Genomic DNA, 21,283 nt, shown 5'->3' with positions numbered 1-21,283 from the left:
ACTCAACATTATGAAATTAAACTATATTTATATACTAGTTTTCGCTTTATTTTTTCAGTCCGCAATTATCGCACAAAACACTAGCATAAGAGTGATTGACAGTCAGACCAATCAAGAAATCCCTTATGTAACCGTAGCACTCTACAAAATTAACGGTCAATTAATAAGAGGTTTGGTTACAGATAATAATGGAATGGTGAGGTTTGATTTGGATGATCGTGTAAATTATAGTGTATCTTTTTTAGGTTTTGAAACTTTGGAAGGACAAATTGGAAAAGGTGAGCATCTCACTTTGGAAATGACTGAACAATACGACACTTTAGATGACATTGTAATTACTGGGCAATATGGTCCTAAAAAGGCAGATAAATCAATTTATAAAATAAACGTAATAAGCAGTCGTGACATGCAACAGCGAGGTGTTAATAACTTGGCCGAAGCACTAAGTCAGGAATCGTTTATTAGATTGAAAACCGACCCCTCTACAGGTACCTCTTTAGAAATGCAGGGTATGGGAGGTGAAAACGTGAAATATTTGATTGACGGCGTTCCCATTATAGGAAGAGTTGCGGGAGACATTGATTTATCCCAGATAAACATGGACAATGTTGATCATATTGAAATTGTACAAGGCCCCATGTCGGTGGTATATGGTACAAGCGCTTTGGCAGGAGTCATAAATATAATTACCAAAAAGAACAAGACGTCTAAAAATATGTTTACGGTTAATGGCTATACTGATACTAAGAACAATTATAATGTTGGTGTTTTTGGTTCTATTAGCAAAGGAAACAGTACGTTAAGTGTATCTGGAAGTAGAAATATATTTCAAGGAATTGATTTAGATTTGAATATTGCTAACAATAATACTACTGGTAAAGATCGGTATATGGAGTTTAAACCAAAGCTCGTTTATAATGGCGACATAGAATATGCTTACAGAAAGAATGATTTTCAGGTTAGCGTGAAATCATCGATCATGAATTCAGAGTTAAAAAACTATGCCAACGAAAATCCTTTCACATTGATAGCATATGATAACAACTATATCACTTTAAGGTCTATGAACACCCTGAATTTTAGTGATCGAATAAGTAAAAGTTCATCCTATAATGTAGTTGGAGCTTATACCTATTTTAAAAGGACTGCGGAAGATATTCGCTCCGATCTCTCAGAATTAACTCATACGCGAACAGGAACAACAGGTACCATTTTTCATAATCTCATGACAAGAGGTACTTTTACGGTAGCACCAGAAGAATCAAAATTCAACTATCAGTTTGGTTGGGATATCAATAGTGACAAAGGCGACGGAGATAGAATTGAAAAAGAGGCCAGTATGTCTGATTACGCTGCTTTTGCTAGTCTACAGTGGGAACCAATTAGCTCTATTTCACTTCAGCCTGGATTGCGATATATTTATAACACCTCATTTGAAACACCACTTATATTTTCCATGAATGCTAAATGGGGAATTATTGAAAATTTGAACATAAGAGCATCGTATGCAAAAGGGTTTAGAGCGCCTTCATTAAAAGAATTGTTCTTAGATTTTCATGATTCAAACCATAACTTAGCAGGGAATCCTGATTTAAAAGCAGAAACAACTGACAGCTATAATGCGTCTCTATTGTATACCATAAACAAGGGCACTTCAACAATAAAACTTGAACCGTCCATATTTTATAATGATGGAAAGGATGTCATAGCTTTAATAAGAACTAATCCAGTAACTGAAGAATATCGAAACACCAATTTTGGTGGCAGAAGAACTAGAGGGTTCAATATAAATTTAGCCTATTTAAACAAAGGATTGAGACTTTCTGCAGCTTATAATAAGACTGGAGAATCTTATGATTATGCCGGTGATGCCATTTGGACTAAAGAGGTAAGTTATGCTAATTACACGCTTAACGGTCAATATAATTTCAGGAAAGCTGGAGTGATTCTTATGGCAAACTACAAACTATACGGGAAAACACCAGCACTAGCTACTAGTAGCGATGCTTTAGGTGATTATTATTTTGTTTATAAAGAATCTATGAGTGATTTGGAAACAACGTTAAGTAAGAAATTCTTTAAAAATAAGTTGGACCTGGTCATTGGCGGTAAAAACTTATTTGATAATTATTGGTCCCGTACTTATGGCTATGAAAATGGACAGGAATTCCGTAGTCCAATTAATTATGGAAGGACCTTTTTCGCAAAAGTAAATTATCGATTTTAACCAAAAAAATGAATTTATGAGAACATCAATATTTTATATTCTATTACCGGCTTTACTGTTTTCTTCATGTTTTAAAGAAATTGATACCGTAGCACAGTTAAAATCAACAGAAGAGGTTTTTACGAGTCAACATAACATTTCCAGAAACGTTACATTTTTTAAAATTTATCCAAACACAACGCAGGAGGTATCCAACAAGTCTTTAGGCGGATGGGATATGGCTTTTCAATCAGCCGAAGAAGGTGACAATGTATTAGTAAACTATACAGTCTCTGCAAAAGTAATTAAAACAGGAACTTCTAATTTTTCAGAAGTTAATAAAGAAACGGTAAATACTTTATTTAATTCAGATGAATGGAAATTCAATGATCCAGCATATTCTAATATAAAAGATTCAATAGGTCTAAAAAGCTGGGAAGATAAGGAAGTTTATTTGGTAAATAGAGGAAGTGCAAGCTTACCGGAAGAAGCATATTATAAAATTCAGTTTGTTTCTAAAACACCTGAATCTTACACCTTCAAATATGCTCATGTAGAAAGTACAGGAGAAATTGAGAAAACTATTAACAGAACATCGAGCTTGGCCAATGTATATTTTTCATTTACTGAAAATGCTGTTGTTGAGCATGAGCCAAATATTAATGAATGGGATTTTTATTTGGCCCCATATTTTGGTTGGTTTGAAACTCTAACTGCAGGTGAGTATTCTCCTTATAACATGACTGGAGCGATGATTAATAATGAAGGAGGCGTTCGGATAGCTCAGGTTTTTGATGGTGGAATTGATTATAACAGTATAGATTTGACCATGGCGCATAGCTTAACATATACTGATTGGAAAGGAGCGATAGGTTCCACCTGGAAAAAAATACCATCTACAGAAAATCCGATCTATCTAATGGATACCGATAAAAAATACGTTATTGAGTTAGATGATGGGAATTATTATAAACTTAGATTTTTAGATTATTATCTTGATGGGAAACAAGGATTTCCATCTTTTGAAATTAATGCAATTAAATAAATTAAATACCTTAGAACTATGACACAAAAAATCAAAACAATTTTATTAATCTTCACAATGGCTTTAGTGGTTACAAGCTGTTCAGATTCTGAAGATTCAAACCCACCAAAAGCAGGATTTACATTAAGCTCCACGGATCTAATGCGTTGGGATTCTGCAACAATTTCGAACTCCTCATTTTCATCAATTGAGACTGAAAGTTTGACATATACCGTTACAGGTGGTGCGTACGAAATGGAAAACAACAGCATTCAATTTCTTGATTCGGGGAGTTATACGATTACCCAAACAATTAAAAATGCTGATGGTTCAGATTCAACTAAAATAACTGTTGATGTTGCTGCCCCTAAAAATGTCTATAAATTAGATGGTGAAGAATTAGCTATAGGAACTACAGATCAACCTAACGTCTATTGGTATGATGGAACCTCCCAAGGAGGCACATTGTATTTAAGAATGTTAGGAAATGTTTCTGGTCAGGATAATCCAAATTTAATTAAATTACTTCCGGTTGCGGGTCCAAATCCTATACAAGCAAATTATACATGGTCTGATTCAGGAGATATTGGAACTTATGATGTTGGTATGACAGCCAATTATGCTGGATTTAGTTATGATTGGACGACTGATGGAGACAAAGGCGAAAATCTTTCTATCAAGTTGATCTATAAGGCCTCTAGTAGCGCTAATAACATATATGAGATAACACTACCTTCGTACACTTTAAATTACGGTAATTATAATTGGGGCGCAGGTACTTTTGATATTGATGGCACAAAAGAGTTATCTATTTTTTATAGAGGAAAAATTGATCCATCTAATTAGTCGATAAATGATTTTTGAGTTAGGAAGTTGAAAACCTGTAGTGCATTATAAATTGAATTTTGCAAAACCATTGAAGTAGTAAATTACATAGATTTGGAAGTAGTAACAATTTGTCACTGCAGGTTTTATTACCATGTTGAAATCATGTTTTAGGCAGACCAATATAGATGAATATTGATTTTGTTAAAAGGATTTCTCTGGGTTCTTCAGAGCTTAATGATATGGAAGAGTGTAAATTGAACTAAGTCTGATTAAAGATTGTAGTTCAGAAAACGGATTTGAGGAAGTTGTTAAATTTTGATACACTCTTAAAAAAATATAGTCTTCATTAGAAATATATTTTAGACACTGTTAAATCTGTGTAGTAGTTAATAATGACTTGGGTTAGATCAACTCAAGTCATTTTTATTTACACAATTATGAAAACAAAAAATTTATTTCCAGACGATTTTTTCAATCAGTTTAAAACAGGAGTGGAACTTAGCAGCTTTTTAAAGGATCTACAAGAGTGTGGTGTTGAGATAATTATCGAAGGAGAACTCGATGTGCATTTGGACTACAACAAACATGACTGGTTTTTCCCAGTCCCCGATCGCACGTATCACGGAAGCTGGCTTGGCAGATATTTTAGCTTGGCAGAACCGTCCATTGGAAGCAGCTTATCGTATGGTTATGGTTGGATGGGATTGTTTTTATTGTAAGGCTCCAGGGTTATCAATAAAACAATCTATATCGCATTGCTCTGAGGGGTGATGGACTCAAAGAAGTTTTGGACCTGAGGCTTGGAAAAGATGAGTCTGCCTCCTTTTGGATGAGTATTCTGAAGGATTTCAAACCACATGGGACAGAAGACTTATTGAACACCTCCACGGAAAATCTTAACGGTTTTGTCTATGGCATCCGTATTGTCGTTCCTGAGTCCAAAACACAAAAATGTGTGGCACACCAAATACGTAATCCCTGTAGGTAGGTGGTCTAGAAAAATAAAAGGCAGTTTACCAGGAATATGGAAGAGATCTACAATGCCACCACAGAACAAGTTCTGGAAACTGCCCTGAACGATTTGCGGCAAAGTGGGGGCTAAGAATTCTTATGCCATCCAGAGAGATCTTACCATCTTCTTTTAGTTCTCTACAGATGAAGTGGTTATGGAATCCGTATATTTAACTACACGGGAAGTCTCAAAAAACGGGTCTATGCCTGTCAGAAATTGAGGGGTTATTATTGATCAGTTTTTAATCGTTTATGAAAAAAGGGTGAGATTTTAAATAAAAACTTAACCAAGTTTATTTTTTGACTCATCCATTTTATGAGACAATACCTATAAGCGAAAATTTATGACGTTAAACCTGGATCCCAAATACTGTTGAGTGCACTCAATAGCTTCTTCCCTGATCCAGATTTTTCCACGACGTCCGTTACATATAATTTCTTTTTATTAAGGCATCACAGCAACAATGCTTAAATTCAACTTGAGATCATTTAGCTTTTCTAAAATGATTAAGAGAGAACAGTTCCAGATTTTGTATGAAAGGATAATTACGAATTTTAAACTCTTTCCTGGAAGAATTCTAAATTTAATCTCGATATTTTTTTATTCATCCAACTCATTTAAAATGGCTTCATCCACCAGATTTGGAAGGGGAACTTTTAAGTTTGGTGTACGCTCCATTTCGCGTTCTATTGCAAAACGTGCCTCTTGGTTTCGGGCCCAGCTTCTTCTAGCAATTCCATTATTTACATCAAAGAACAGCATGTTTTTGATCTGGTCCTCCGATTTTTGCGAGCCATCTAAGAGCATCCCAAATCCACCATTGATAACCTCTCCCCATCCCACACCGCCACCATTGTGTATGGAGACCCAAGTCGCACCCCTAAAGCTGTCACCTATCACGTTATGCACCGCCATGTCTGCGGTAAAACGACTTCCATCGAAAATATTGCTAGTCTCCCGAAACGGCGAATCTGTTCCACTCACGTCATGATGATCGCGGCCCAACACGATTGGAGCGGTTATTTGTCCGCTTTTTATGGCCGTATTAAAAGCCAATGCGATCTTTTGCCGTCCCTCAGCATCAGCGTAAAGAATGCGTGCTTGGGAGCCCACGATCAAATTGTTCTTTTCTGCATCTGTGATCCAGGTGATATTGTCTTGAAGTTGTTGGCGGATTTCAGGCGGTGCGTCTTCTTTCATGGCTTCCAAAACGGTTTTTGCCAAAGCATCTGTGGTTTTTAAATCTCTGGGGTCGCATGATGTGCATACCCAACGAAACGGACCAAAACCAAAATCAAAACACATAGGGCCAAGGATATCCTGTACGTAGGATGGATACCTGAAATCGATGCGATTCTCGGCCATAATCTCGGCTCCAGCACGAGAAGCTTCCAATAGAAATGCGTTTCCGTAGTCGAAAAAATATGTTCCTTTTGAGGTGTGTTTGTTTATGGCCGACACATGTCGTCTCAATGAATTTTGAACATTTTTTTTAAAGGATTCAGGATCATTGGTCATTAATTCATTAGCTTCTGAAAAAGTGAGTCCGACCGGATAATAACCGCCTGCCCATGGATTGTGCAGCGAGGTCTGGTCTGAACCGAGTTGGATGTGGATGTTTTCGGTGTAAAACCGCTCCCAGACCTCAACAACGTTACCCACGTAAGCAAGAGAGACCACTTCCATGTCCTGTTGTGCCTTTCTTGCGCGCGCAACCAGAACGTCCATGCTTTTTATCAGTTCATCGATCCATCCCTGCTCGTAACGTTTGAGTGCTACTTCTATATTGACCTCGGCACAAATGGTAATGCAACCGGTAATGTTTCCTGCTTTAGGCTGCGCGCCGCTCATGCCGCCTAATCCAGCAGTAAGGAAGATATTCCCTAGGGGTGTTTCATCTGTTTTTAATGTGCGTCTAAAGGCATTCATTAGCGTAATAGTCGTCCCATGCACTATACCTTGCGGCCCGATGTACATATAAGATCCTGCAGTCATTTGACCATATTGGGTCACGCCAAGCGCGTTAAAGCGCTCCCAGTCATCAGGTTTGGAATAATTGGGGATCATCATCCCATTTGTCACTACCACACGTGGCGCATCAGGCGAGGACGGAAACAGCCCCATGGGGTGACCTGAATAGATATGCAATGTCTGCTGCTGGTTCATTTGAGCCAAATATTGCATTGTAACTAAGTACTGTGCCCAATTCTGAAAAACTCCACCGTTGCCGCCGTAAGTAATAAGTTCGTTAGGGTGCTGCGCTACTTTGGGATCCAGGTTGTTCTGTATCATAAGCATGATCCCAGCCGCCTGCACACATTGAGCTGGATATGCGTCTATGGGCCTTGCGTAAATTTCATATTCCGGTTTGAAGCGGTACATATAGATACGACCGTATTTTTGCAGTTCCCGATAAAATTCAAGTGCCAAAGTCTTGTGCCAAGCTTTTGGAAAGTAGCGCAGTGCATTTCGAACGGCTAGTTTTTTTTCCTCAGCGGTTAAAACATCCTTTCGGCGGGGGGCATGGCTATCTGAAGGATCGTAAGTTTTTTTAGAAGGCAATTCGGTTGGAATACCTTGTAAAATAAGCTCTTTAAAAGTCATAATGTTATTGTTTTTATATTTGTTTTACATTTTTTTAAACCTATGAGGATTTTAACTGTCCTTGGTGGTAAAGAATATTGGCATACGAAACCATTTTGAACAGTATAAGTGCTTTCAGATTTCCTTTTGCTAAATCCATTTGATGCGCAAGGTTCAGGGCTTTGGCTGAGCATGAAATGATACTTATGAAAACTTCGGTATTTCTAAGTTTTTCAAATGTCTTGAAAGTAGCCAACTGTGGGAGCAGATCGTCCTTTAGAGTTGAGCCTGAATTGAAGTCGCTACCAATGTAAAGAATAGCACCCTCATTAAGCAATTTTCGGACTTGTGCAAAGCTACAGTCCAGCTTCAAGGACGTTTCTATAAGTAAGCTGGCAACAGTTTTGGATTCTATGAGAAGTTTAATCTCATTTTCTTTGCTGACCTTCAGTTGATCTTCACGCACGGTACCAAAATCTACCCTGGTGAGATTTCCTCCTGTGAAAAACTTAAACGCATGAACGGCAATGTCAAATTCTAACTCCTGTACCTTTTCAAAATATAATCGAGAATTTTCACTCTTAAAAGAGCCATGGTCTATAAATGCATCTACACATTTCTCCAGTTGTTTCTCCTTGATCTGAAGCCAAAATTCTTTCATAATATCGCTGATATATCTGATGGTATTTCCTTTATATTCTCTTAGAATCTTGCCACCTGTGCATGTTTGTTTCATGTAAATAAAATAAATAATGGTACGATAAAGAATATGGACAGAAATAGTGCGGTTTTAATGATTAACTCCTTATACATAATCGTCTAATAATTTATTTTTTATTTTAAACATAGTAGGTAGGTTCAAAATGTTATTTTCAATTTACTTATCCTTATTACCTAAAAAGCCTTACCAAAAAATGCTAGCCTTGAGAAAATTTCGCAATAAATAACGTTCGTTCCATCGCCAAATAAAAGATTTGCGCATGCTAAAATAATTCCTTCAATCTTAATGTTTTGCCCAACAAATTAATGCATAGAACCAAGTCGATTTACGTTAAGAACTATAGGCTACTATAGGGAAATTTAAAAACTGCTAGTTTTCATAAATATTAAAACTTTCTTCCGTTGAATACCTCGTTGGCTCTGCCTCGAGGATTATTTATTGTATAGTGTTCCTAGGTCGAATAAACACCCTATAGTCTATATTCAATTTATTTTTAGTTCAATATTCCAAATTCAATGATTTCTTCCCACATACAACCATTCCTTTTCTTTCGAAATATAAATTCTACGGGAAGAAAACCATAGTTATTATGATTGCGATACTTTCTAAAATCCCCTTTACATCGTTTGAAATTCATTTTGAAAAAGATCAGTCTCTTGGAGGGATTTTTCGGTAACACATTGTTGATAGACGGCGATTAGTGCCCGTTCCTGCAACAGCTGATGTGCCTTTTCTATGTCTTTTGAAAAGACTCGGTCAGCTTTTGCAAAAGCAATCTTCTCTCGAACAACCTTGTGAACTTTTTCCAAAAAAATGCTCGATCTCAACGTTCCTCTAAAGTCAAATGCCTGAGCGGCAGAAAGCATCTCTATTGAGAGGATGCGCTCCACATTTTGAATGACCTGTAATGCTTTCCTCCCGCTGATTGATCCCATGCTTACATGGTCTTCCTGACCCAGCGAGGAGGGAATACTGTCTGCGCTCGCCGGAAAGCACAAGCCTTTATTTTCACTCGCCAGAGCCGCCGTGGTGTATTGCAAGATCATGTAACCCGAATTGATTCCGGTATCAGTGAGTAGAAGTTTGGGTACACCAGCATATTTTCCCTCAAGTGATAGGTACACACGCCGGTCTGAGATATTCCCGAGTTCGCTGGCCGCCAATGTTGCATAATCCAAGGCCATGGCAAGCGGTTGACCGTGAAAGTTTCCACCACTTATGGTAAGGTTTTCATCAATGAGAACTGGATTGTCAGTAACCGAATTCAACTCAACTTCCAAAAGTTCTTTCAAATGTAGCCAAGCATTACGGGAGGCGCCGTGAACCTGCGGAATACAGCGTAACGAATATGGATCCTGAACACGGTTGCAATCTTTGTGTGAACTAAGGATTTTAGAGCCTTCAACAAATGATTTAATTCTGCCCGCAACATGTTGATTTCCTTTAAATGGACGTAACTGGTGCAGTTCAGGATAAAAAGGTTTTGCCGAACCTTGCACAGCCTCAAGCATTAAGGCTCCAATAATATCTGCATGATCGAGACAATTTTTTAAGCGATCGATTACTTCTACGGCATGAGCGCCGATAAATTGGGTGCCATTGATTAATGCCAGGCCTTCCTTTGGTTTTAAGGTAATCGGCTCTAAACAAAACTCCTTATAAACCTTTTTAGTCGATTGTCGTTTCCCATTATAAATGACTTCGCCAAGACCCAAAAGTGGAAGAAACAAGTGCGCCAACGGGGCAAGATCCCCACTTGCACCCAGTGACCCTTGCTCTGGGACGATGGGTGCGATCTGATTCTTGAGAAACCAAAGAATACGTTCAAAAGTCGTTATGGAAATACCTGAATAACCTTTAGCCAAAGCATGCACTTTTAAAACCAGCATAAGCAAGGCAAGCTCTTCGCTTATGGGATTACCAACTCCGACGCTGTGACTTTTAATAATATTTTCCTGCAGTGTGAGGGTAGCTTCTTTTGATATCTGCGTAGTACAGAGCGGTCCAAAACCAGTATTGATACCATATACAGGTTCATTTTTCGCCACAATCTCCGCCACAAGCTGGCTGCTCGCTTTCATACGTTTTAAAGTTTCTTCAGCAAGTCCTGTATTCAGTTCGCCGCGCGCAAGCTGTAATGCGATACGGGCAGTAAGATGGTCTTTGCCTAAATAAAATATGGAATCGTCAGTGCTCATAATTCGGTTTTTTTAAATTTTATATTTCAAACTTAAGGTTTATCTTTAATAATCAGAAATACTAAATTTAGCAATACATGATGCGTAGAGGTTATCAATTCGAATTACGTCATTTTTCCTATTTTTTGGCTGTTGCCGAAGAACTGCACTTCAGAAAGGCAGCGGAGCGGCTTTGCATTTCTCAGCCGGGTCTTAGCAGGCAGATTAAACAAATGGAGGAGATCCTTGATGTCGAGCTGTTTATCCGTGATAAGCGTAATGTATCGTTGACAGTTGCCGGCGCCTATTTAAAAAATGAGATGGAGAATATATTTAATCTTTTGGAATTTACTTTAAAGCAAACAAAATTGGTGCAGAAAGGAAGTCTGGGGGAAGTACGCATAGGTTTTTTAGGTTCAGCAATGCAATCGGTGCTGCCTGATCTTTTGATCAAGTCCAATGAACATATGCCACAGCTTCAGTTCATCCTAAAAGAACTGTCGAATTCCGCGCAGCTAGACGCCTTAGAGAAAAATCAATTGGATCTGGGCTTTGTCCGTCTGACCCGAGTGCCCCCAAATCTTCAACTTAAGCCCGTTTACACAGAAACATTTTCACTTGTATTACCTCAGTCTCATATGCTTGACCTTAAGAGCTTTACTACAATCGCTCAGGTTGCGACAGAACATTTTATATTGTTTTCATCAGATTATAGTTCGCTGTACTATGACAAGATCATGAGTATCTGTGAGGATAAAGGATTCACTCCTAAGGTCACGCATAAATCTGTACATGCGCATACTATATTTAAATTGGTAGAAAGTGGAATAGGTGTGGCTATCATCCCCACTTCGTTACAAAAAGGCTTTACAATGGGCGTAAAATTTATAGAAATACCTAATATCCCACAAAGAGCCGTACTTTATGCCCTTTGGAAAAAAGACAACCGGAATCCAGCACTACAGCATATTCTGGAATTTTTATAAATTCAAAATCTCTTTTAAAAGAAAGCCTTATTTGTCCAATTTCTTTGATATGATGATTGTTATTGCAGAAAGTGAATATCAAATTAATATCAGAAAAACTTCTCTACTGAGCAATCGCCCTTTTAAAGGCAAAGAACAACAAACAGTAATATTTGTCTTTACATAGCTCGGGAAAGGCAGACAGATTTATTATCGAAAATGAAAGGATGGAAAATCTGACTGCCAGATGTTCAACCGTAGTTTCCATGGTTTTATAAATCACACAGATGAAGTCCAGAATTGGAGAGAAAGTAGAATTTTCATTGAATAGGGAAATTTCCTTTACAACCCACTCAGTCCATTGCCACTCAATTCCGCGAAAAGCTCCCTTAAGGGCAAAGCGCTTCATTAAAAAAACCTTGGGCCCAACTCCGAAGTCTACGATTTCCATTCCACTTGTCCACTCATTCCCGAAAAAAATCGGAAAGCGTGCCAACTCCATTGCAACCTCCAACTTTGAAGTCAAGTCCGCTTAACCTCTGCTAAATGGGGTCAATACGATAGAACAACATGAGAAGCACATTTCCCTCCATTCCACAAAAGCTTCATTCCTAAAAAAATGCTTCGCTTGAAAAGTCTTGGACACAATTCCCACCGGCTTTCCATCCATGAGCCCTTCCCGCTACGGCGGGCAGGAATACTTCATTTCGACATAGCTCAGCACAAGCATTCCCGATTTAAAACTCTTAATAACGGCCGCAAAATGAGAGTTTATTTAAGGATGGGATGCCGCTTCCTGTGTTTTCATAATTCACACAAGCCGTTAGATATACATCCGCACGTGGACTGACCAATCTTTTTTTTGATAGTAAAATACTAACATTTGGAACATGAACGGATTACATAAACCAGGCTTGTACCTTGCTCTTTTTTATTAGACATCAACAATTCCAAAATATTAAAAATGTATCAGGAATAAAAAAAGGATGTGCGATAAAAAACAAATTTTTTATTACTTTTATTTCCTATGTATTAAGTGGTATTGTTAAATGGAACAACCCTTAAAAAAAGAGTTGCTTCCAGTCCAACAAGTACAAAATCATCAGTAATTTTATTCTATCAAAGAATAATTTGGTTCGTACTCGGATCCATTTTTCCAGATAGTATAGATAAGCACCAGTAATTTCCTTGCGACTGCAGTCAATGCGATCTTTTTTATGGATTTTTCTCTGCCAGACGGTTATAGATTGTTTTCAGGCTAGGATTGTGCTGCAGGGAGGATAATGCAGGCATAATTAATTCGGATCTTATAAAGCTATTTTCATCTTTACTTTTGGTGTATTTCTCGCAGGATTCAAACCTCAACAGGAATATCAGTGTTTACGGTTTTTTTTCAAAATGCTATTTTATTTGTTGACGAATTGTGAACTAGAAACGCCATTTATTTTTTAGTAATTATCCATTTCATCCATTGCAAAATGTAATTGATATTTATTTGATAACAAATCTTATTAAGGTAATATGTCTATAGAAGCGTATCACAGCCCATTCCTCTCCACAGAAAAAGACTCAAGGCATCCATTGACAACTTTTGGTTAATAGCTATCAATGGATGCAAATGCAACATTATGCACCAGAATTTTGACCCAGAGCAGGGTTCGATTCTTCCTTTTTTTGATCGTCCATTTTGATTCCTCTTTCCCTACGGGTCTTGTTTTTGGAATCTGCTTTTCCAAAGTTATAACTAAAAGTCAATCCAAAAGAGCGGAATGGAAGTTTCATCCTGTTTGTTTGGGTATAATCGGGTGTAAATACTTCGGTCTTAAAATAGGTGTTTTCCCAAAAAGGATCCGTAATATTCAGTCCTATACTAGCGGTTTTATCCCACAGTTCTTTTTTAAACCCTATGGTCCACATACTCATAGAGGGCGAAGTTCCTTGGAAAGTACGTTGCGACGAATTCAACATCAAAAACGTTTCGGCGATAAAAGTATTGCTTATTTTGTAGCTCCCGTTTATAAACGCACGGTACATTAAATGCATTTTATCGGTCTGGGTGCTGATTTCCTCATTAAACGAATTGCCCTTTGCTTCATAGGTAAACAAACTGATATTGCTTCTTAAAGTCAGGTTTTTGATTGGAGAATAAGACACGAACAAATTGGTCCCAAAAGATTCGTTGGTGCCGATATTGTCAAAAGTAGTCAAAGAAATTTGCTGTCCCGGAGACGTGGTACTATCTATCTGACTTAAACTTTCGATAACATCGTTAGTCCTGCGGTAAAATATAGATGCGTTGATAATGGTTCCTTTTTTAAACGTAGAGTACCCCAATTCAACATTGTGTGAAAGCTCGGGTTTTAGCTCCGGATTTCCTTGTTGTTGAATTATTGGATCGGCCGTATTTCTAAAAGGATTCAGGAAAAACAAGCTCGGTCTTTGGATACGTTGGTTGTAACTTAGTTTTAAATTAGACATTTGGCCAAGTTGTTTTGATAATATCACACTTGGCAATACATTTGTATAATCATTTTTGAAGGCCTCGAAATCGCCTACGGCATCTCCATTCAAGATAGTATGTTCCATCCGAACGCCTGTTTTTACCTCGTATTTTTCTGCAAATTCAAAACCATATGATACATATCCAGCCATCACATCCTGATTGTAATTAAATTCATACGAACTATCGTCCACAAGCACATAATTTCCATTCGTACCTTCTTTTATCAAAGATGTACTTGTGATATCCCTGAAAATCGTTTTGGCACCAAATTCCAAAGTGGTTTTGCCAATGGGCTGTACATAATCGGCCTGAAAGGCGAGTTCGTCATTATGGCTATTGTTCTCTCCTATTTCGTCCAAGCGCATTCCTTCCACATAAAGCGTTGTATAATCGGTATCGCCGTTGTTTCTGGAAAACTGCCCAGCAATGGTCAATTCCCGTTTTGGGTCTTCAAATTTTCTGGTATAATCTGCCGACCAATCAAAACCATCGGAACTAGTCGTTTGATTTCGGTTGGATAACAAAGAGGTTATAACATTGTTCGGCAAGAAGAACTCCGAGCTTGTACTGCCATCCATTCCCATTTCAAATCCGTTGGCAGAAAAAGTCGTTGATAATAAATCCTTATCGGTCAAATCATAATCCAATCCTATCGATCCGCGTAGTCCGGAACGGGTGGTTTCGTTTTCACTATATTGTCTTACGGTAGGATCGCCCGCGATGGTAAATTGCTCAAATTCATTGGTCGTAATTTGTGGCCACATATAATTGCCTCCCAAATTGGTGACGATGCCAAGCTTTCCCTTTCTGGCATTAAGACTTGCGTTCCCGTTGTTGTGCCGTGTTCCGACACCTCCAGATATGGATCCGTTTATCCCGCCAATATCTTTCTTTTTGGTAATGATATTAATGATTCCCGAGGTGCCTTCAGCATCGTGTTTTGCGGAAGGACTGGTAATGACTTCCACACTTTTTATCTGATCGGCCGGAATGGTTCTCAAAACGTCTCCCACATTATTGCCCATCGCCGCTGAGGATTTTCCGTTGATCAGGATTTTCACATTTTGATCGCCTCGCATCGATACACTGCCGTCAATGTCCACAGAAAGCATGGGTACTTTACGCAAGACATCAGTGGCATCTCCGCCCGAAGAGGTAACGTCGCGTTCAGCATTAAATACCAATCGGTCAATTTTGTTTTCTATAATTGGACGTTCACCTTGTATGACCACCTCATCGAGCTCATTTTCATTGACTTCGACCAATATGGTTCCAAGATTATTGTCTCCTGGTTTTAAAATGTAGTCGGTAAAGGTTTTGGTTTTATATCCCAAAAAACTTATAGCGATATTGTATTTCCCCGGCGATAGGTTATCCAGAGAAAAACTCCCCTTTTCGTCAGCAATAGTTCCGTTTAACTTGCTGGCATCAGCAACTGGATGTAAGGAAATGGTCGCATAATAAATAGCTTCTTGAGTAGTGGAGTCGATTACTTTTCCGCTAATACTAGTTTTTGGTGCTTGTGCCAAAGCGCTGTAAGAAAGCGCAGTAAAAAAGAACAATGTAATAACTTGTTTTAATTTCATAGGGTGAATTGTTTTATATAGTGTTTGTTTTTAAATTACCATCAAGAACTCATATTATTTCCTCCCGCAGATTGCGTACGTGTTCGCAGATTTTATAATCTATCAGAAAAGATTATTATATTTCATATTTCATTTTTCTATTCCAGTTGTGCAATAATATAATCGTAAGCGGTCCTTCCAAGGTCAAAGCAGTTTTTGTCATACTGACCCGGATATTACTCGATAGGCGATCGGGGTTTCCACTGCGTTGGTTGATTACAACCGTGGAAGAAAGAGCATCGTTGTATTTCGGATCAAAAGCAGAGGTTGTCAATTTGAGATCATCAATAAAGGAGACGTTCAAAATTCCTTGTGCTCCGCCGGAACTGCCTTGGGTTTGGAAGTGGTTGAGCACAGGGATTTCTATTCCGTGCAGATAATTATACATTCTCATTCGGTACACCTTCTATAATTAATGATGTCGTTTCGCTCTCCAACGCGATTGCTAAGCCCTCCAGCTAGTAAGGTTTTAACGACCTTGGAAACATCAAAATTTCCTCTTGGACTGGCTTTGATTTCCTGAGTGGTCAATCGCTGAACCGACATTGACGCAAACATATGGGTTGCCACGGCAGTAGTTCTTCGGTTGGTGGTTATTACTACTTTACCTAAAGATGCCGCATCTGGATGTAGTTCATAACGTATTATTTGGTCGTTTCCAGAGCTGATCACAACATTATATTGAGTATGCGTACGATAGCCCATAGTTGAAACCTTAATGGAATAGCTTCCAACAGGCAAATTGAGTTTGAAATTCCCATTAAAATCTGCTATCGTTCCAAAGGGGATTCCTTCGGCAATAATATTAGCTCCGACTGTTTTTTCTTGGGTTACAGCATCCTCTGTAGTTCTAAAGATGGTTTTTGGTGCGATGTGCAATAGCATTCATTGAAAACATAAGTATCAGACCACTTTCAAAAAATTTTCAAAAATATTTTTCAAAGACAGGATTCTAATTTTGTTGAAGGCAAAAGTATTTTTTTAAACCTTAGGACGAAAAAATACTATATGAAGCCCCTTATTTTGTGGATGAACACTGTTCCTGGACAGATGAACTTGTTCAGTTCTTTATAGATAAAAACCTTGAGTTCGAAGGAAAATGAAGTAGGTTTGTTGAAAAACCTTGTATTATTTCAAATATTGCAAGAACTTAGCCACTTATGGAAATAAAACCGAAAAAACACAGACTGTTAATAACACTAGTGGGGATATCGCTTCTGGCCATCTTGTTGTTTTTATTGATTCCGCTTTCTTATGGCACAGCTTTGCCATTCGTCTATTGGGTTCATCAGTTTTTGCTTTTTTCTTTTCTACTTGGTCTTACTTTTATCAATATAAAATGGTTGGCTCCTGCCTATCTCTTTCAACGAAAATTTTTTCGGTATTACCTGATTTTATTTTTATGCTGTATTTTAATTATCGTTGTGCTGCGCCAAGCCGAAACTTGGCTGCAAATTGCTGAAGCTTTTGCAAAAATGGCTGGTAATAAAGTGATCAAACAACAACACGGAAATCGTGGGGTTTTTGTGTCGTTTTATATTTTTCTAGTCGAAATATTGGTTCTTGGCGTGAACATCGCCAACATCTTGGTGAAAAAATGGGAGGAAGAAAAAAGTATTCGTTTAAGGGCAGAAAAAGACAAAGTGGAAATGGAACTATCTTTCTTAAAATCGCAGATCAATCCGCATTTCTTTTTCAACAGCCTGAATACAATCAATGCTTTGACCTACATCGATGTCGAAAAATCCAGAAGTGCATTGAAGAAACTGGGAATAATAATGCGTTATGTTTTGTACACCACTTCTGATGAAAGCACCACGCTGGTCGAGGAAATCAAGTTTATAAAAAACTACCTTGACTTGATGAAAATGCGTTCTTCCCATTGTGTCAATATTGATTTTGCGGCGCATATCAATTCCCCAGAAAAAAAAATTGCACCAATGCTATTTTTACCGTTTATTGAAAACGCCTTTAAACACGGCGTGAGTACCCAGACCGAGAGTCCGATATCCATAACGATTGTCCAAGAAAATTCTCAGCTGATTTTTCAATCAAAAAACAAACTGTTTGACAACAAGGTTTTAGATGATTTCAGTCAAAAGGAACAGCCCGGAATAGGCATAAAAAATACACGGCGCCGGCTAGAGCTACTTTACGCGAACAGATATGAATTATCTATTCGTCAGAAAAAAGGTTTTGAAGTATGGCTTAAAATTGACTTAGATGAAAATTAAATGTATTACCCTTGATGATGAACCGTTGGCGTTAAAAATGATCAGTGCATTTGTAAGGCAAACGCCATTTTTAGAGCTTGTAGCGGATTTTGATAATGGTATCGATGCTCTAAATTATCTGCATTCGAACAAGGTTGAACTGCTATTGTTGGACATTCAAATGGCTGATCTTACGGGAATGGAACTGGCGCGCATACTTTCGGAAGACAACATTAAGAATACGCCATTTTTCATTTTTACAACTGCTTATAGCCAATTCGCACTCGAAGGATATCGCGTGAATGCTGTGGACTATTTACTAAAACCTTTTGATTATAAAGATTTTTTGGTAGCAGTGACCAAAGTGAGACATCGTATGGAAGATCAATCGGATCGGGAACAGAATCAGCTCCTTGAAAATCCATCCTTTATTTTTGTAAAGGTAGATACCCAAATTATACGGGTAGAGATTGATGACATTCTTTATATTGAAGGGTATAAAGATTATGTAAAAATTCATTTATCGAGCAGTACTTCTCCTTTATTGTCTTTGATCAGCTTAAAAAAACTGGAAGAAAAACTGAGTGGCACCGGCTTTTTGAGAATTCATCGGTCTTATATCATTTCTTTTGCCCGAGTAGATGCCCTTTTGAAAAACTCCGTTCGCATAGGCAAAAAGAACATTTCCGTAGGTTCAACCTATAGAGAAGTATATGACCAATTTGTCGATCAATGGGTGAAGTGACAAAGCGGTTGAATTAAAAAATCGGCGCCAGCTAATACTGTTTTTCCCTCAGGTGTTGCAAAATAAAAACGATTTTGAATACGTTACTAGTGTGTTCTTTTGCTTGTCATAATTACTGGCTATCCGCTTTCGCATTTCCGAGGAAACAGAAAATCAGGTTATTTGAGTTATATGGACTCCTATACCTATAAAGTACTCAGAAAAAATTTACTTAAACCGATGAATATTAATGCTTTAATAGATGTGGAGATTACTTTGACCAAAAATTAAATCTTTCCCTATGTTTCTAGTTGGGTAATTTCTTAAAATTGGAGTAATTCAAAAATATTAATTTAACAGCAGATTTTTGTCTTTAAGTATCTACAGCTAACAATGTCTTTTAGTTTTTATAACCCAATCGGCCCATTGCCGCTCCATTCCGCGGAAACCTCCATTCCGGGCAAAGCGCTTCATTAAAAAGTCTTGGACCCAACTCCAAAGTCTACGATTTACATTCCGCTTGCCCGCTCATTCCCGAAAAAGGTCGGGAAGCGGTCAAACTCTACTTCGATTGAACTCGGTACAGGCATTGCAACCTCCAACTTTGAAGTAGCGTCCGCTTAACCTCGGTTAAACTAGAACATTTTGTTCTCATAACACGGGAAGCCATTCCCCTTGCATTTTTCGAAAAGCTCCATTCCAGGAAAACAGCTTCCCTACAAAAGTCTTGGACACAATCCCCAATTTCAGCTTTCCATTCCGTTAATCCTTTTCGCTACGCCGGGCAGGAACACTTTCATTCCTTATCTAAAATTGGAAATAGCGTCCGCCAAATCGCAATTCCATTTAAACCTGAGTTCGACGTAGGAAATAGGTTTGTTTAGCATAGAAAAGCAGAATATTTAGTATAATAAAATGTTGATTTACAGTGCGCTAAAAGATATTCTGTTTATGATTTTAAAAAATAAAATTACTAAGATGTTTTGTTCTATCGATGATTTTGCCTTGTTTTTGATCCTGCACTGCAAAAGAGACAACTTTCTACAGGAAAAATGACAAGAAAACGTAAATTCACAATGTCGACCAGTGAGATAGTCACCATTGCAGTTCTGTTCCATTTGAGCGGCATTAGGGCCTTTAAGCACTTTTATATTCATTACGTTCAGAATCAGCTCAGGATGAGTTCCCAATTACCGTTTCCTTCAACTGTTTTGTTGAATTGATGCAATCCAACATACTCCCGCTGACCCTATGTAGATCTGTTGTTTGGGTAAGTGTACAGGGGACCGTTTGTGGATTCCGCGCCCATCCATGCCTGTGGTAACAAACGGATAAATCAGAATATGGTTTTTAAGGGCATAGCGACCATAGGCAAATCAACAATGGGCTGGTTCTATGGCTTTAAGCTTCACATCATCATAAACGATAAGGGCGAACTGCTCGACTTTGTCATAACCCAAGCCAATGTAGATGACAGGACATCTCTAAATGAAGAAAACTTTTTAAAGAAGATATTCTGTAGCCTATATGTTGACAAGGGCTATCTCTCAAAGGAGCTTGCTGCCCTATTGTTCGATCAGGGACTGCACTTGGTAACTGGATTGGGAATAACATGAAAAATGTGATGATGACCATGAGGGAGAAAATATTGCTCAGAAAACGTTCGGTAATAGAGACCATTAACGACCAATTAAAGAACATCGCCCGAGCTGAGCATTCTATACATAGGAATTTTGCCAATTTTATTACAAATTTAATCGCCAGTCTAATTGCTTATTCTTTTCAAGAAAAAAAACCGAGTATAAAGTTTGGAACCGAAAACACAACGCAATTGGTTCTTTTTTGCTAAATCCTTATATCGAACTTAGGTTGAGAGATATCTGGAAATTATAGGAATCTATTGGTGAGACCCACTCAGCCCTGTGCCACTCCATTACGCGAAAAGCTCCATTTCGGGAAAAGCGCTTCCCTGAAAAGTCTTGGACCCAATTCCAAAGTTTAGGGATTTACCGTATAAATGTATCGTAATATTATGAATTGTATTCTCGCGATTAGCCATTGGTCAACTTTGGAATAGCGTCCGCTTAAACAAGTAATCACTATTCCATTTTCTTCACAAAGTTTAAAATTTAGCTCGAGACGGACTGCATAACCGGTCGTGCCTCCCTTTTATAAATCCTTACTCGATCTAAATTTTGGTTTCGGTATTCGAAAAAGGTAACAGCGATAGGCACTATGGGAAGTAAATGAATTAAAAGATGGTGATAGTGAATTGTGTTCATAGTGTATAGACAAAAATTGTTGGCTATTATGAAGCTTTGATACGATCACTCAAAAAAAAAAGGAAAACGCTCAGGATATAATAAGTAAATGGTTCTATGTTATTATGGTAAGAAATTGGCAGCATTCAAAACTAAATAACAGGACTTAAAAATTGTTCTATTTCATTAGAAATAAAAAATTAAAAAGACTGAGCTTGATCGGTTTTATGAAACATAATTAAAAAACTTATTGTTGGAACTGTTAAAAAACAAGTTGTTATGAGTCATTCAGAATCGGTTCCTTAGCTTTTGGTAAAAAGTATGAAAGCACCGAAATGGAATGAAGGGATGGATTTCCATGTTAAAAGCAAATGAAAAATGAAAAAATTAAGCCAAATTTTTCACATATGGTTCCTGTCGTTTAATGACAGCACAGATCCT

The 21,283-nt window shown here is 37.9% G+C and carries 12 protein-coding genes and 2 pseudogenes; 8 read left to right on the top strand and 6 right to left on the bottom strand.

The window, feature by feature from the left end; translation table 11 throughout:
* Positions 1 to 10: 10 nt before the first annotated feature.
* The 4 genes and pseudogenes from J4051_RS15795 to J4051_RS19330 all read left to right on the top strand — a co-directional run bounded on the left by J4051_RS15795 (position 11) and on the right by J4051_RS19330 (position 5,290).
* The gene (locus J4051_RS15795) at positions 11 to 2,227 is read left to right on the top strand and encodes a TonB-dependent receptor (protein WP_208234848.1); all 2,217 of its coding nucleotides are present in this window, start codon (positions 11 to 13) and stop codon (positions 2,225 to 2,227) included.
* A gap of 16 nt (positions 2,228 to 2,243) precedes the next feature.
* A complete protein-coding gene (locus J4051_RS15790) occupies positions 2,244 to 3,251 on the top strand; it encodes an HmuY family protein (protein ID WP_208234847.1) in 1,008 nt (335 codons plus the stop codon).
* An 18-nt stretch (positions 3,252 to 3,269) separates the two neighbouring features.
* Positions 3,270 to 4,076, top strand: a complete 807-nt coding sequence (locus J4051_RS15785) for a hypothetical protein (protein WP_208234846.1) — start codon at positions 3,270 to 3,272, stop codon at positions 4,074 to 4,076.
* A gap of 419 nt (positions 4,077 to 4,495) precedes the next feature.
* A pseudogene (locus J4051_RS19330) lies at positions 4,496 to 5,290 on the top strand (transposase).
* A gap of 380 nt (positions 5,291 to 5,670) precedes the next feature.
* Here the strand turns inward: J4051_RS19330 and J4051_RS15775 are convergent.
* The 3 genes from J4051_RS15775 to hutH all read right to left on the bottom strand — a co-directional run bounded on the left by J4051_RS15775 (position 5,671) and on the right by hutH (position 10,572).
* Positions 5,671 to 7,674, bottom strand: a complete 2,004-nt coding sequence (locus tag J4051_RS15775) for a urocanate hydratase (protein WP_208234845.1) — start codon at positions 7,672 to 7,674, stop codon at positions 5,671 to 5,673.
* Positions 7,675 to 7,714: 40 nt separating this feature from the next.
* On the bottom strand, positions 7,715 to 8,389 hold the full coding sequence (locus J4051_RS15770; protein ID WP_208234844.1) for an amidohydrolase family protein: 675 nt from the start codon (positions 8,387 to 8,389) through the stop codon (positions 7,715 to 7,717).
* Between the two features lie 602 nt (positions 8,390 to 8,991).
* Positions 8,992 to 10,572: a histidine ammonia-lyase gene (gene hutH / locus J4051_RS15765; protein ID WP_208234843.1), complete on the bottom strand. Its 1,581-nt coding sequence runs from the start codon at positions 10,570 to 10,572 to the stop codon at positions 8,992 to 8,994.
* A 77-nt stretch (positions 10,573 to 10,649) separates the two neighbouring features.
* Here hutH and J4051_RS15760 point away from each other — a divergent pair, with 77 nt between their 5' ends.
* Positions 10,650 to 11,537 carry a LysR family transcriptional regulator gene (locus J4051_RS15760; protein ID WP_317192732.1) on the top strand — a complete coding sequence of 296 codons (888 nt, stop codon included), beginning with the start codon at positions 10,650 to 10,652 and terminating at the stop codon, positions 11,535 to 11,537.
* Between the two features lie 1,605 nt (positions 11,538 to 13,142).
* Here the strand turns inward: J4051_RS15760 and J4051_RS15755 are convergent.
* The 3 genes from J4051_RS15755 to J4051_RS15745 all read right to left on the bottom strand — a co-directional run bounded on the left by J4051_RS15755 (position 13,143) and on the right by J4051_RS15745 (position 16,529).
* Complete coding sequence (locus tag J4051_RS15755) at positions 13,143 to 15,605, bottom strand: TonB-dependent receptor domain-containing protein (protein WP_208234842.1); 2,463 nt, start codon at positions 15,603 to 15,605, stop codon at positions 13,143 to 13,145.
* 115 nt (positions 15,606 to 15,720) lie between these two features.
* Positions 15,721 to 16,038: a hypothetical protein gene (locus J4051_RS15750; protein ID WP_208234841.1), complete on the bottom strand. Its 318-nt coding sequence runs from the start codon at positions 16,036 to 16,038 to the stop codon at positions 15,721 to 15,723.
* Complete coding sequence (locus tag J4051_RS15745; RefSeq protein WP_208234840.1) at positions 16,035 to 16,529, bottom strand: carboxypeptidase-like regulatory domain-containing protein; 495 nt, start codon at positions 16,527 to 16,529, stop codon at positions 16,035 to 16,037. The genes J4051_RS15750 and J4051_RS15745 overlap by 4 nt, the downstream gene beginning before the upstream one ends.
* 275 nt (positions 16,530 to 16,804) lie before the next feature.
* Here J4051_RS15745 and J4051_RS15740 point away from each other — a divergent pair, with 275 nt between their 5' ends.
* The 3 genes and pseudogenes from J4051_RS15740 to J4051_RS19325 all read left to right on the top strand — a co-directional run bounded on the left by J4051_RS15740 (position 16,805) and on the right by J4051_RS19325 (position 20,430).
* The gene (locus J4051_RS15740) at positions 16,805 to 17,878 is read left to right on the top strand and encodes a sensor histidine kinase (protein ID WP_208234839.1); all 1,074 of its coding nucleotides are present in this window, start codon (positions 16,805 to 16,807) and stop codon (positions 17,876 to 17,878) included.
* A complete protein-coding gene (locus J4051_RS15735) occupies positions 17,868 to 18,602 on the top strand; it encodes a LytR/AlgR family response regulator transcription factor (RefSeq protein ID WP_208234838.1) in 735 nt (244 codons plus the stop codon). Before J4051_RS15740 ends, J4051_RS15735 begins: the two co-directional genes overlap by 11 nt.
* 930 nt (positions 18,603 to 19,532) lie before the next feature.
* Positions 19,533 to 20,430, top strand: a pseudogene (locus tag J4051_RS19325) (IS982 family transposase).
* Positions 20,431 to 21,283 lie beyond the last annotated feature (853 nt).

Source organism: Gelidibacter pelagius, assembly GCF_017581925.1.
GTDB classification, from domain to species: domain Bacteria; phylum Bacteroidota; class Bacteroidia; order Flavobacteriales; family Flavobacteriaceae; genus Gelidibacter; species Gelidibacter pelagius.
Note: the sequence above shows the minus strand (reverse complement) of the source record. Positions and strands in the feature narration are given on the sequence as shown.

Bases quoted from the DNA above. Each gene is read 5' to 3' on its own strand.
- J4051_RS15770 (WP_208234844.1), bottom strand. From the start codon at position 8,389: ATGAAACAAACATGCACAGGTGGCAAGATTCTAAGAGAATATAAAGGA.
- J4051_RS15735 (WP_208234838.1), top strand. From the start codon at position 17,868: ATGAAAATTAAATGTATTACCCTTGATGATGAACCGTTGGCGTTAAAA.
- J4051_RS15755 (WP_208234842.1), bottom strand. From the start codon at position 15,605: ATGAAATTAAAACAAGTTATTACATTGTTCTTTTTTACTGCGCTTTCT.
- J4051_RS15760 (WP_317192732.1), top strand. From the start codon at position 10,650: ATGATGCGTAGAGGTTATCAATTCGAATTACGTCATTTTTCCTATTTT.
- J4051_RS15785 (WP_208234846.1), top strand. From the start codon at position 3,270: ATGACACAAAAAATCAAAACAATTTTATTAATCTTCACAATGGCTTTA.
- J4051_RS15795 (WP_208234848.1), top strand. From the start codon at position 11: ATGAAATTAAACTATATTTATATACTAGTTTTCGCTTTATTTTTTCAG.
- hutH (WP_208234843.1), bottom strand. From the start codon at position 10,572: ATGAGCACTGACGATTCCATATTTTATTTAGGCAAAGACCATCTTACT.
- J4051_RS15790 (WP_208234847.1), top strand. From the start codon at position 2,244: ATGAGAACATCAATATTTTATATTCTATTACCGGCTTTACTGTTTTCT.
- J4051_RS15745 (WP_208234840.1), bottom strand. From the start codon at position 16,529: ATGCTATTGCACATCGCACCAAAAACCATCTTTAGAACTACAGAGGAT.
- J4051_RS15775 (WP_208234845.1), bottom strand. From the start codon at position 7,674: ATGACTTTTAAAGAGCTTATTTTACAAGGTATTCCAACCGAATTGCCT.
- J4051_RS15750 (WP_208234841.1), bottom strand. From the start codon at position 16,038: ATGAGAATGTATAATTATCTGCACGGAATAGAAATCCCTGTGCTCAAC.
- J4051_RS15740 (WP_208234839.1), top strand. From the start codon at position 16,805: ATGGAAATAAAACCGAAAAAACACAGACTGTTAATAACACTAGTGGGG.